This window comes from Paraburkholderia ferrariae NBRC 106233 (assembly GCF_000685035.1).
GTDB classification, from domain to species: domain Bacteria; phylum Pseudomonadota; class Gammaproteobacteria; order Burkholderiales; family Burkholderiaceae; genus Paraburkholderia; species Paraburkholderia ferrariae.
Genome location: NZ_BAYB01000018.1, coordinates 186,031 through 198,772 on the forward strand (window position 1 = coordinate 186,031; position 12,742 = coordinate 198,772).

The following is a 12,742-nucleotide window of genomic DNA, read 5'->3' on the forward strand; positions in this document are numbered from 1 at the left end:
CGATCGAAGCGGGTCGAGACGGCGTCATGCCGCGCAGCGCTCGCGCGGCATGGCACAATCGCATCGTCGAAAAACTAGAAAACCCGTCGGGGTATGCCATGACACGTCCTGGTTCGTCTTTGTTGTCCGTTCTTCGCAGGCTGCCCCTCGCGGCGGGTGCCTGCACGTTGCTCGCGGCCCTTTCCGCGTGCAGCAGCAGTCCGCCGCTGTTCCTCTCCGATGGCCGTCCGACCATCCAGGTGCAATGCCCGGCCGCCGGCGACCACGATTCCTGCGCCCAGCAGGCCCGCGCGCACTGCGGCGGCGCCTACGACACCGTCAATACGCTGACGGACGCCACCAACTACAACCTCGTCTTCGCCTGCCAGGCGAGGCAGTAGCGGCAACGGCTCGCCGGCGCCCGGCTAGCCGCCTTCGGTGCGCCGCGCCGGCAGATGCAGCAGGAGGCGCAGCAGATCGGGCTGGCGGTGCGTGGCGGTCTTCTGGAACACCGACTGCATCTGCTTGCGCACGGTGTCGTGCTGAACGCCCACGCGCGCGGCGATTTCCTTCTGCGTGAGGCCGATGGCGAGGAGGTGGGCGATGCGGCATTCGGCGGGCGTCAGGTCGAAGGCGGCGGCCAGCACCTGTTCGTCCACGGGCGGCGCCGAGCGGGGGTGATAGAACGTAAGCGCCGCAATGGCGCGCAGATCGTCGGCCGGCGTTTCGCCGGGCGTGAGCACGTTATAGAACGCATAGAGCACTTCGGGGCCGCTCGCCACGGCGAGCACGTCTTCGGACTCGTCCGCCTCCTGCGCGACGATGCGGATGGCGCGGAACCGCGCCGCCGCGGCCCGCGCGCCGCTCGTGCGGGCTCGCAGCCGCGCCTCGCTCACCGCAATGTCTTCCAGCAGCCGCGCCTGATGCGGCGCCGCGAGCGCGAGCCGCCGCGCGCGCACGCGCACGAGCGAGGTGGCGCGCAAGAGGCGCAGCGCCGGCTCGTTGCTGTGCAGGACTTCGCCGGTTGCGTTGACGAGCATCGCGGGCGGGGCGGCCCGGTGCACGAGCGTGGACGCGTTCAGCGCGTAGCGTTGCGACTGCACTTCGGCAACGCGCGCAAGGTGCGCAACGAGGCGTTCGAGCAGGGCGCGCGCGCCGGCGGGCAGCGGACCTTGCCCGGCATCGCGCCGGCAGGCGAGCATGATGGTCAGCGTAGCGTTGTCGATCAGCTTGCAGACCGATACGTGACGATGTCCGGCGGCGAGCGCCTGCGGCTCGAACACGGGTTGCCCTTCGGCCGCGGCGGCGCCTGCGGTGTCGCTGAAATGCAACCATCGCGCACACGGAAAGGTCCGCAGCCATTCGAGGCGCGAATCCTCGTAATAGAGCGGCCGGAGCCATTCCAGCGGCTCGATCTGCGCCATTCGAAATCCCGAGCCATAAGAATAGAGCGTGTGTTGACGATCGAATGCGCAAATATGAACTGCCGCTGCACCGGTGGAATTCTGCAGTAGTCCGCAAAAATCCCTCCACGCATCGGAATGATCGATCGCTTCGTAAATGGCATGCAGCAAGCCGTCATATTGTGATTCGTTCGATTCCACTGCGTTCTCATTGCCAGGTGCTTACACCGCCCGTTTGCCGAAAAATGCGCGGCGCATATTTTTTCCACAATTGAGGAATATACAGGTGTTTTAACTGCCGCTAATCTTCGTGCGGTTCACCGCCATTGTGCCTTCAGGGTGACGCAGGCGCCGCCGGGCTTCTGTACGGCAGGCAACGGAAGCGGCGCGGCTCGAATCTTATTCTGGATGCCGTGATGATTCCACTTGCCGCTTGCGGCGTTATTCAATGGCCGGCGGTATAGGAGAAAAGTGAAATGAATATTGGAAATCTGGCGATAAAGAAAAAATTGCACTGAAATTCAGGTTGACGCCTTTTGAATAAGATCGTTTTTACCGGGGGTAACAGTGAATCACCATCAACTCGAAAAGGATATCGAGCATCTCGAGCATGTGATTGCGAGAATTTCCAGTGAGGATCGCATTCCGCTTTCTTATTGGCGTGGTCGTCTCGAAAGAGTGTCGCGTGCGAATCTGGTGCCGGCCCAGGCGCAACGCGTGAGACGGTTGAACGAAGCGCTTAGCGCACTCGAACATCGCGAGCGGGAAAGCCTGCGCAGCCAGGCTCGGGGATAGCACAAACAAGACGCATATTTCGTAAAAAAAAATTGCAATCCGGCACTCTTTGGCTCCAGAGCAGTCACAATAGCGTTGTTGACTGAACTGGAGAAGATCCTTCATGCCGAGCTACAAACAATTGACCGCACAACTGGAAAAGCTGCACAAGGAAGTTGCCGCGGCTCGCGAAAAAGAAGTTGCGCAGGCTATTGCCGACATCAAGGCGAAAATTGCCGAGTACGAGATTTCAGCGGAAGAGCTTGGCTTCTCCACTCGCGGCGGCGCGAAGAAGAAGCCGCTGCCGGCCCGCTACATGAATCCGAAGACGGGCGAAACGTGGAGCGGCCGTGGCCGTGCGCCGGCCTGGCTGGCGGGCAAGAACCGCGAGCGCTTTCTTATCCAGGAATAAGCGTCAGGAATAAGCGTCGGGAACAACCCACCGTCGCTTCGCTTCCGCCGGTCCCGTAAAGGCTCACCTGGCGCGGCGCGCAAGACGCCGCATTGCGCCCGCGCCGAACCTGCCTCAAACTCGCTTCAAACCTGCTTCAAACCCGCATCAGGCGGGCGCGTATTCCCCCCGGATCCCGCCCCCCCGGCCCTTATGCGCCATGGCGCCATTCGTCAGGACTGGCGTTTCTCCCGCAGATCCCGGCCCCCCGTAAAAGCTCACCGCACCCGCGCGGCAACCGCCCGCCCGGCCCCGCTGCGCAAGGCATGTAGCCGCGCTACCCATACGCGCGTATCGAACTTTTCGTCGCGTGCTGCAATGCCGTGTATCATTCGTCCCCGACGCCGTTTTATACCGGCGTTGCCCCTGAATTCCGGACCGTTCGTGCGATTTGCCGCGACGCCGCGTGCACCTGCGCCCTTGCGCCAGGCGCCGGTGTGATCCGGGTCCCGGGCCCGGCCGGCCGCCCGCGTCGCCGCCCTTGCCGCAACCCCAGGACCTTTCCGGCCCGGTTGCCCGAATTCCCTCTGTGATACCAACCCGATGTCAGTTGCCGAACTCAAACGCCGCCGCACCTTCGCGGTCATCTCTCACCCGGACGCGGGCAAGACCACGCTGACCGAAAAGCTGCTGCTGTTCTCGGGCGCGATCCAGATCGCCGGTACCGTGAAGGGCAAGAAGAGCGGCCGCTTCGCGACCTCCGACTGGATGGAGATCGAAAAGCAGCGCGGCATTTCGGTCGCGAGTTCGGTCATGCAGTTCGAATACGGCGACGCCGTGATCAACCTGCTCGACACCCCGGGCCACGAGGACTTTTCGGAAGACACCTACCGCGTGCTCACGGCGGTCGATGCCGCGGTGATGGTGATCGACGGCGCGAACGGCGTGGAAGCGCAAACGCTCAAGCTGCTCGAAGTCTGCCGCAGCCGCAAGACGCCGATCCTCACGTTCATCAACAAGCTGGACCGCGAAGTGCGCGAGCCGCTCGACCTGCTCGACGAAATCGAGCAGCACCTGGGCGTGGCGGCGGTGCCGTTCACCTGGCCCATCGGCATGGGCAAGGAGTTCCAGGGCGTCTACGACATCCAGCGCGACCAGGTGCGCGTGTTCCGTGCGGGCCAGGAAACGCTGGGCGGCGCGGTGGAAACGCTGCAGGCCATCGGCGACGAAGAGGGCGAGCGCCGCTTCGGCTACCACTGGAAGCGCACCAAGGAAGAAGTCGAGCTCATTACCGGCGCGACGCCCGAGTTCGACCGCGACGCGTTCCTGGCCGGCGAGCAGTCGCCGGTGCTGTTCGGATCGGCGATCAACAACTTCGGCGTGAAGGAAATTCTCGACGCGCTCGTCGATCTCGCGCCGCCGCCGTCGCCGCGCATGACGGTGCAGCGCCCGGTTTCGCCCGACGAACCGAAGTTCACCGGCGTCGTGTTCAAGGTGCAGGCGAACATGGACCTCGCGCACCGCGACCGCGTGGCGTTCATCCGCGTGTGCTCGGGCCGCTTCGAGCGCGGCATGCAGCTGAAGGTCACGCGCAACAACAAGACTTTCCGCGCCAACAACGTGGTGAGCTTCCTTTCGCAGCGCCGCGAGACCGTCGCCGAGGCCTACCCCGGCGATATCATCGGTATTCCTAATCACGGTACGCTGAGCCTCGGCGACACGCTCACCGAAGGCGAGGACCTTCAGTTCACCGGCCTGCCGTTCTTCGCGCCGGAAATCTTCCAGACCATCGAAGTGGTCGATCCCATGCGCGCCAAGCAGCTTGGCGAAGCGCTCAAGCAGCTTGGCGAAGAAGGCGCCATCCAGGTGTTCCGCCCGCTGCACGGCGGCTCGACGATCCTCGGCGCCGTCGGCCAACTGCAGTTCGAAGTGGTTTCGCACCGCCTTTCGGCCGAATACAAGGTCGATGTGCGCATCATGCCCGCACGCTATCGCCTCTCGCGCTGGGTCACCTGCGACGACGCCAACGAACTGCGCCGTTTCACCGACGCTTACGCGGCCCGCATGGCCTACGACGCGTCGAATGCGCCCACCTACCTCGCGTCGCACGTCTCCGAAATCGAGGTCGCGCAGAAGGCCTGGCCGAAGATCGTGTTCAACGAACTGCGCGAGCACTCGGGCGCACCGTTCCGCAAGGCGATGTAAGGCCGCGCTTGCGTTGGGCGGCGGCCCAACGCGCCCTACGCGCCGTCCCTCGGCCCGGCCATGGCCGTTGCATGCCCCTCAGAGGGATGAGCATGATCGGGCGGCTGCTGTGCGAACACCACCGACCCGATGTGAAAACCCAATGCGCGATGGGCTTCCCATTGCACGGTGTCGAAAAACTGGTCGGCGGTCGTTTCCTGCGGAAAGCTTGGCCGCTGATCCATCTGGTATTCCACGAGATCGTAAGGCACGCCGTCGATCAGCCTCGGTTTGAGGGCGAGCAGGTTGCCCTTTTCTCCGCCGGGATACAGCACGGTCAGCTGCACGCCGCAGTGTTGCCCGCTGCTGGCGAACTGTGCAAACGACGTGGCGATGGCCGGGGTTTTCGTCAGCGTGAGGGGCAGGCGCGGTGGCGCGCTGACGCTCGCTTCGACGATGTCGATGCCGAAATCCACACGCACGTGCTCGATCAGGTTCGCCAGGTCGCCGAAGTGATTGTCGAGATCACAGCCATTATCAAGGACAACGATATATTTCAGGCCGCGGCGAATCAGTTCGTAGGCGCCGGTGTTTTCATAATGGCCGCCGTCCGTGAGATACCAGTACCGCGCGCGGGGGCCGTCGAAGCGCCCGAGCAGTTCGTCCAGCAGGCTGGTCTGGGTGCCGAAGATGGGCGCGTGCAGCCGCAAGCCGAGCAGTTGTTCGGGGGGCGCAACCGGAATCGCGTCCGGCGAGGCCACGCCGGCTACGGTGGGCGAGCGCGTGTCCCACCAGTAGCCCAGCCGCACATTGGCGGCACCCAGCAGAATCGAGTACGCCGGATTCGTGGTCTGGCCAAGCCCCGTGCTCACGGCGGCGCCCGAAATGCCCACCCAGTCGCCCAACGTCAGGCTCTCCACGGAGTAGTTGCCCGATGCCCCTGGCCGGGTCACCACCGTCGAGGCATCGTCGCTGCGCGTCCAGTCCCATTCGACGGTTCCGAACTGCTGTCCGATCGTCATGCCAACCGGGCTGATGCCGAAGGGCAGGCCGCGCGCATGGCGCTGCACGAGCGAGGAATCCCAGTCCACCGTCTTGTTGATCGTCGAATTGATGATGTGCACCGGCGCGCAGATCTGGGGCGAGAAGTAGTCCCTCATGGCGATGTTGTCGCCCGGCATCAGTTCGGTCAGGTTGCGGCGATCCGGCTTCTTTTGTCGATAGGGATTGGTCGCGCCGAGAAAAGTCCGGGTCAGTCTCACGCTGTAGAGCCGGTGATAGCTCGACATGTTGAGGAACTGGAAGCAGTAGCCGTCGATGAGCGCGACGGCGAGAAAGAAAATCCAGAGGGCCAGGAAGTAGTACCCATGACCCTCGCTATCGTGCGTGAAATTGAGGAGCGACACGATGACATGAGCCGAGGCGGACCAGAAGATCAGTGTCAGCAGGGTCACGAGGACGGCGGCGACCGATGCGATGACGAACAGCGGCAGGCGAGGCGTGCTGCCCTCCTTGCCGCGCCCGGTCGGCGGGGTGGCCTTCAACGCAAACGACTTGGTCAGGGTGGCCAGCAGGCCGTTCGAGCCCACGAAGGTTGCGATCGAACCCATGGCGGTCAGGCTGAAGCTCGATGCCTTGAACTGCAGGACGAACGACGCGAGCGCGCTGCCCGCCGAATCGACGATGGCGAGGACGAGGGTGAGCAGCATCCATTGCACGAGGCCAAACTGGAAGGGCCGCAGTGCAGCGGTGTAGCCGTTCGCGAGCTGGTTGCGGATCTTTTCGAAGTTCTGCCGCGAGTTCCTTGCCACGTTGCCGCTCGGCAGGGCTTGCCACAGGCCGCTGAGGTTGCGGTTTGCCGCATCGCCTTGCGGCGGCCAGTGGAAGCAGACGCTGTAGTGCACGTATTCATACGCAATCAGCCCGAGCACCGACCCTGCCATGAGCCAGTAGCCGAACAGCAGCAGCAGGGCCTCTTTGTCCCAGTGGGTAATGGTTGCCGCGCGGCAGGCGTAGGCGAGCGAGAGCCCGAGGCAGAACGTGAGCGCCAGCGTGACGAACGGCAGGTTTCTCAAGCCGCTTTCCGCCTGCCGGCCCTTGTTTTGAGTCAGCCAGTACGCGCGGCTCAGTGGCGAGATGGCGAGTGCGGCGATGAGCACGGGAACCAACGCGATCGAACTCAGATGTTGCGGCCACCACGATGCGTGCTTCGCAAGCCACCAGGTGAGGAGCGCAACGAGAAGCAACACCCCCACGAGCGCAGTCCCGATTACGTATTGGAGTGCGAACCAGTTGCGCACGGTAAAGGCCAGCGACTGCAGCAGGTCGGTGGTGCCGTTGGGCGTCAGGTAATCGCAGTTGTCGCGCAGATATTCGAGCGGTGCCGCGGCGTTTGCGTCGTCATGCCGGTGGGCCTGGATCGTCGATGCGAGCTTCGCTTGGGCGATCTTCGCCATCGCTGCGTCGTTCATGGCGTCGCGCACGGCGGGGTCGTCCTTGCGGGCGGCTTCGCTCACGAAGAGGCTGCCGTAGAACGCCCCGATGTAGCTGCCGCCCGAAACGGTGGAAAGGTAGTCGAAGCGGCGCAGTGCGTCTTTGCTCGCCAGGGCCTGGAGCACGCCCAGCGCGAAGATCGCGCTGCGGATGCCGCCGCCGGAGATGGCGAGTCCCAGCGTTTCGTCGGTGCGTGTTGCGGGTTTGCCGGTTTCGACGGCCTTGCGGTAGCGATTGACCTGGTCGAGTTCTTTGGCCAGGAAGTCGGCGGGCACACGCCAGCCGCTGCTGGGCGGCGTGTCGTCCCGGTGCGTGTCGGTGTGGATGGGGGTTCTCATTTTCCGGCTCCACTTTCTACAACGCCAATCTGGACGGGCTCGACCTGCTTGCCCGCGGCTGCCGGCGCCGACTCGCACCGGGCCATCGTCGTCTGCACCGCTTTGCGCGCGGTCACGCCCGCGAGCGTTTCGAGCACCGACGCAATCGTTTCGTTGTTCAGCGCCGCGGGCCCGATGCTGCGGATCGCGGCGCCCACGCCGGCCGTGACCACGGATTCCGCGGCGTTGCCGACCATATTGGTGCGCTGCCAGTCGGTGGTTTCTGCCGATGCCTGCGCGAAGCACTGGCTCGGCTTGCCGGGCGTGTCGTCGTCGATGAAGAGTTTCGCGTTGTTCACGGTCTGGCAGGCCGTCGCTGTTGGCGCACCGGCGGGGTGCGGGCCGTTGGCGTCGGCGATGGCTTCCACGAGTACCCGCACCATGTCCGGCCCGAACTGGCTCACTTCGGGACGCGACACCGAAGGTTTCCACACCGGGCGATTGGGCTGGCCGTTGAAGTTCACCTGCACCGCGCCGAACTGGGTCGTGTCGCCGAACAGCGATACGAAACCGGTCGAGCTGACCGAGCCGAGCGACAGGCATGCCTTTGCATTGCTGCTGCATGCCTTGGTCAGCGCCGCGCGCAATGCGGCTTCGTCGGGCAGCGTGCCGCCCGCGGCGGTTTTCAGTTCGTCGATTGCGCCGTTGACGAAGGCCGTTTGAGTGACGGTGATGCTGAGGAACTCGCCGTTTCTGAAATAGGCGTCGAAGTAGGTCGCAAGGAAATCGGCGATGTTGAACAGGCGAACCTCGGCAACGAGCTTCGCGAAGGCTGCCTGGTCGGTCAACGGGCTCGGGGTTGGGTGGTCGAGGTCGGCCATGATCCGGTAGGCCGCAAGCAGTGTCAGGACGTGAAACGGCTCGAGGCCGGACAGCTTTTGCCAGGCGCGCTGCAAATCCGTGTGATCGCCTATTGAAAAGCGGGTGCCCGTTTGTATCGTTGCTGGCGCGTTGCCTGTCACCGCTCCGGATGCTGCTGCGGGTTCCACTGCCGGTTCCGCTGCTGCCGGCTGCGAGGCAGCGGCGTCCGAGGCGGAGGCGACTAGCGCGGCGTGCTTGCCGCGAACGAGAGAGACGAGTTTCAGCGAAGCCTTCGCCGTTTCACTGGAATTCGAATCGGCGAGCGCCTGCGGATAACCGCTTAGCCAGGGGATGCGCCGCGACAGCTCTTCTTGCACGGTAGTGGGAGCGGCAGCAACAGCGGGAGCCGCTGCCACAGGAGCCTTGCTCTGAAGTGTGGACAAGGTGCCGCTCATCGCGAGCATGACGGGTTTCTCCTCCACCTTCTCGCCGACCAGTTCCGAGACGGTCATCGAGCCGAGCTTCGGCTCGTCGGGGATCGCCCCGGTTCGCGCAATCTGGAAGGCCCTCTGCAGCGCGGCGAGCGCGGAGGGCGAGGCCGCGAAGGTGTAGGTCGGAATCGTGCAGTGAGCGGGGACATCGGCGTGAACGTCCGCATGCACGTCGGAGAGTTTAGGCACGACGCAGCCGCAGAGTGGGAGTGCCAAAAGCATGGTTGCGGCCGCAGCAGTTTTCGTGTGAGTAATTGTTGTGCAAAACATGGCCCTCTCCTTCGCCTGGAAATACGATAAGGACACCTATTGGAAACGACGACAGTCTGGAAACCATGGAGCGTGCACCTTTCACGGTAGAAAGGCGCCCCTCACGCTCGGGATCGGGCACAGGAAGTAAGCAATCGAATCAGGCTTTTTACAGGAGTATTGTCTTTATGGTTGTTCTGAATATAGGCAATTCCTCAGACCCTCACAGGATGGTTAACCCGATCCTGAAGCGTGCGGATTTTTGGTGAAAGCAAAAAGAACCGGTAATGCCGGAATCAATACCCGCTCATATTCTGACAGTGCAATGTCGCGCCGCCTTGAGCGAAATCCACGCGCCCTTTCTCCGCTTGCCCTATTCTGACGCCGTACCGTGGCGGCTCCGCCGCCGCCTTTATCTGACCAGTCAGGAGCCAGCGTGACAGTCCGTAATCTCGACGCGATATTCCAGCCTAAATCGGTCGCCGTAATCGGCGCCTCCCGGCGCGAGGGCAGTATCGGCGAAATGGTGTGGCGGCGTGTGGTGGAAGGCGGCTTTGCCGGGCCGCTCTGGGCCGTCAATCCGCACCACGCGGGCGAGGCGGAAGGCTTCGACGGGCGCCCGGTGCTGGCGGACGCGGGCGACCTGCCGGAGGCGCCCACGGTGGCCGTGATCTGCACGCGTCCCGCCACCTGGCCGGCGCTCGTGCATCGGCTGGGCGGCATGGGCACGCGCGCGGCGATCCTGATTGGCGAAGTGCGCGACGAGGAGGCCCGCACGGACCTGCGTCACGCGCTTGCCGCGGCCCGCCCGCATCTCCTGCGCATCGTCGGCCCGGGCAGCGTGGGCGTGCTCACGCCCGCGCTCAATGCGCAACTCGGCGCCGCTTCCTCGCCCGCGCGGCCCGGCGGCGTGGCGTGGGTTTCGCAATCGAACGCGCTCACCAACGCGGTGCTGCACTGGGCCGGGGCGCGCGGCCTGGGCTTTTCGCACGTGATTGCGTTAGGCGACGAAGCCGATGTCGATGCGGGCGACGTGCTCGACTATCTCGCGAGCGACCCCACCACGCGCGCGATCCTGCTGGAACTCGACACCGTGCGCGCGGCGCGCAAGTTCATGTCCGCGGCGCGCGCGGCGGCGCGCAACAAGCCGGTGCTGGCACTGCGCAGCGGCCGTGGCGATCCGGCCGACGCGCTCTACACGGCGGCATTCCGCCGCGCGGGCATGGTGCGCGTGGACACGCTCGACGACCTGCTCGACGAAATCGAAACGCTCGGCGTGGGACGCGTGGCCGCGAGCGACACGGCCACGCTCATCACGAGCGACCGCGGCGTGGCGACGCTCGCGCGCGACGATTTCAACGAGGCGGGCGACGCGCTCGCGGCGTGGACCGATGAAGCGCGCGCGGCGATACAGACAGCGCTGCCGAACGTGCAGGCAGGCAATCCGCTCGTGCTGGGCGAAACGGCGAAGCCGGAGCACTTCGCGCTCGCGCTGCAGGCGCTTGGCCCCCATCCGAAGACGGGGACGGTCTTCGTCGTGCATGCGCCCACGCACAGCGCGCCGGTGGAGGCCGTGGCGCGCACGCTCATCGAGAATCAGCGCGTGGCGTATCGCGGCATGCTGGCGTGCTTCTTCGGCGGCGTGAGCAACGCGACGCGCGACGCGCTGCACGCGCACGGCATTCCCGTGCACACCACGCCGCGGCGCCTGGCGCGCGCGTTTGCGCGTCTCGTCGATTACCGGCTGGGCCGCGAGTTGCTGATGCAGACGCCCGAGGGCACTCCCGCGCAGCAGGCGGGGGCGATCGAGGCTGCGCAGGACCAGGCGCGCGCGGCGCTGGCGGCGGGGCAGAACGTGCTGGAAGGCGAGGCGGCGGCGCAACTGCTGGGCCGCTTCGGCTTGCGAACGTGGGCACCGCCGGCAGCCGGGAGCGAGGACGTGCCGGCCGTGGTGGAAGTGACGGTGGAATTCCGCGACGACGAGAACTTCGGCCCGGTCTTCTACTTCGTCGCCCCGTCGCCGGACGGCATTGCGCCGCCCATGCGCGTGTACGGGCTGCCGCCGCTCAATCCGATGCTCGCGCGCGACATCGTCACGCAGTCGCCCTACGTGCCGCGCGCGGATCCCGCACCCGCGCTCGCTGTGCTGATTACGCTCTCGCAGATCGTCTGCGACGTGCGCGAGATCGTCGGCATGCATGTGACGCTGCGCGTGCTGCCCGACCAGACGCTGCTCGCCGCGCCGCGTCTCACGCTGGCGGACAAGCGCAGCCGCTTCGCGATCATGCCGTATCCGCGGCGGCTGGAGGAAACGCTGGACTGGCACGGCGAGCGCCTGACCATCCGCCCGATCCGTCCCGAGGACGAGGCGCAGCACCGCGCGTTCATCGAATCGATGACGCCCGACGACCTGCGTCTGCGGTTCTTTTCGGCGGTGCGCAGCTTCGATCACACGCAGCTCGCGCGCATGACCCAGGTCGATTACGACCGCGAGATGGCGCTCATCGCGACGGTGGACGACGAGCACGGCAATCCGCGCACGCTGGGGGTGGCGCGCGCCGTGGCGGACCCGGACAACGAGACGGCCGAGTTCGCCGTGGCGGTGATGTCGAACCTCAAGGGGAAGGGGCTGGGGCGCCTGCTGCTCCAGCGCATCATTGCCTACGCGCGCTCGCGCGGCACGCACTGGATGCTGGGCGAGGCGCTGCGCGAGAACGCGCCGATGATCGGCCTCGCGCGCGCCTGCGGCTTCACGGTCACGCCCACCGAAGATCCCGGCGTGGTGGGCTTCCGGATGGCGCTGGACTGAAACGTAAAGCGGCAAGAAGGCGACGGGAAAGCGGCGCAGAAAACGAAGCGCGCCGCGGGGCGCCGTCCCGCTTCAGGCCGCGAGTTTCGCGCCGGCGTCGTCCACCTGGCCGCGCGTGAGCGAGAGCTCTTCGAGCCACGCCTGCGCGTATTGCGCGCCGGTTTCCTTTTCGAGGCGCGCGATGGTCGCGGCGCAGCGCGCGGCGTCCTTCGGCGTGGCGATGAAGGTCTTGACCGACTGACCGCCCTGGAAGGCTTCGAAGAGCGGCACGCGAATCTCTTCGGGCAGCGCGCGGGTCCACTGGTGGGTCTTGCCGTTGAACGTCAGCGAGGGCGGCAGCACCCGCTCCTTCTTGGTGGCCGGAATCAGGCCGTAATTGCGCGCGGCTTCGGCGATCTGCTCGGACGAGAACAACTCGTCGGGCGTGATCTCGAACTGGGTAATGGCCGTTTCGACGGTGTGCATCGCATCGGCGCGGTCGTCGCGCTTTTTCTGCGCGCGGGCGACGATGTCGCGCAGTTCGTCCGCCTCTTCGGCCGTGATCGTGAAGCTTGCCTGCTTCTGCTGAAGCTCGGAAAAACGCTGGAATTCTTGATCGGTCAGGAGTTTCGCCATGGGGTGTGATCGGACGGCCGCCGCGTGCCGCGTCGGACCGGAGGTTGAGCAGGAGTTTGCATGGGACCGGAGCGGGCGCGCGAACGCCCGCTCCGGCCAACAGAGGGCCGCCATTCTAACCGGTTTGCCGCCGATGCAACATCTCGCCCGGTGCTGGCTCCGGCATGGCGCGCCTG

At 65.4% G+C, this 12,742-nt stretch carries 10 protein-coding genes; 5 read left to right on the top strand and 5 right to left on the bottom strand.

Annotated features, from left to right (window positions below; all coding sequences use genetic code 11):
- Nucleotides 1-26 precede the first annotated feature (26 nt).
- Complete coding sequence (locus tag BFE01S_RS20150; protein ID WP_245621151.1) at nt 27-380, top strand: hypothetical protein; 354 nt, start codon at nt 27-29, stop codon at nt 378-380.
- A gap of 24 nt (nt 381-404) precedes the next feature.
- Here BFE01S_RS20150 and BFE01S_RS20155 read toward each other — a convergent pair whose 3' ends face one another.
- Nucleotides 405-1,403 (bottom strand): helix-turn-helix transcriptional regulator, encoded by a 999-nt coding sequence (locus BFE01S_RS20155; RefSeq protein WP_156967085.1) that lies wholly within the window; start codon nt 1,401-1,403, stop codon nt 405-407.
- A gap of 296 nt (nt 1,404-1,699) precedes the next feature.
- Nucleotides 1,700-1,897, bottom strand: coding sequence for a hypothetical protein (locus BFE01S_RS44445; RefSeq protein ID WP_156967086.1), 198 nt, complete (start codon nt 1,895-1,897; stop codon nt 1,700-1,702).
- A 52-nt stretch (nt 1,898-1,949) separates the two neighbouring features.
- Between BFE01S_RS44445 and BFE01S_RS43230 the strand changes: the two genes are divergently transcribed.
- From BFE01S_RS43230 to BFE01S_RS20170, 3 genes are all read left to right on the top strand, one after another.
- Nucleotides 1,950-2,177, top strand: a complete 228-nt coding sequence (locus BFE01S_RS43230; protein ID WP_084170064.1) for a glycosyl transferase family 90 — start codon at nt 1,950-1,952, stop codon at nt 2,175-2,177.
- Between the two features lie 103 nt (nt 2,178-2,280).
- Nucleotides 2,281-2,568 (top strand): H-NS histone family protein, encoded by a 288-nt coding sequence (locus BFE01S_RS20165; RefSeq protein ID WP_028227054.1) that lies wholly within the window; start codon nt 2,281-2,283, stop codon nt 2,566-2,568.
- 582 nt (nt 2,569-3,150) lie between these two features.
- Nucleotides 3,151-4,752, top strand: a complete 1,602-nt coding sequence (locus BFE01S_RS20170) for a peptide chain release factor 3 (RefSeq protein WP_028227055.1) — start codon at nt 3,151-3,153, stop codon at nt 4,750-4,752.
- Nucleotides 4,753-4,787: 35 nt separating this feature from the next.
- Here BFE01S_RS20170 and BFE01S_RS20175 read toward each other — a convergent pair whose 3' ends face one another.
- On the bottom strand, nt 4,788-7,562 hold the full coding sequence (locus BFE01S_RS20175) for a patatin-like phospholipase family protein (RefSeq protein ID WP_028227056.1): 2,775 nt from the start codon (nt 7,560-7,562) through the stop codon (nt 4,788-4,790).
- Nucleotides 7,559-9,082 carry a hypothetical protein gene (locus tag BFE01S_RS45090; RefSeq protein ID WP_169742650.1) on the bottom strand — a complete coding sequence of 508 codons (1,524 nt, stop codon included), beginning with the start codon at nt 9,080-9,082 and terminating at the stop codon, nt 7,559-7,561. Before BFE01S_RS45090 ends, BFE01S_RS20175 begins: the two co-directional genes overlap by 4 nt.
- A 496-nt stretch (nt 9,083-9,578) precedes the next feature.
- Here BFE01S_RS45090 and BFE01S_RS20185 point away from each other — a divergent pair, with 496 nt between their 5' ends.
- Nucleotides 9,579-11,951 (top strand): bifunctional acetate--CoA ligase family protein/GNAT family N-acetyltransferase, encoded by a 2,373-nt coding sequence (locus tag BFE01S_RS20185; RefSeq protein ID WP_028227058.1) that lies wholly within the window; start codon nt 9,579-9,581, stop codon nt 11,949-11,951.
- Nucleotides 11,952-12,023: 72 nt separating this feature from the next.
- Here BFE01S_RS20185 and BFE01S_RS20190 read toward each other — a convergent pair whose 3' ends face one another.
- Entirely contained in the window at nt 12,024-12,566 is a 543-nt protein-coding gene (locus tag BFE01S_RS20190; protein ID WP_028227059.1) for a hypothetical protein, read from the bottom strand.
- Nucleotides 12,567-12,742 lie beyond the last annotated feature (176 nt).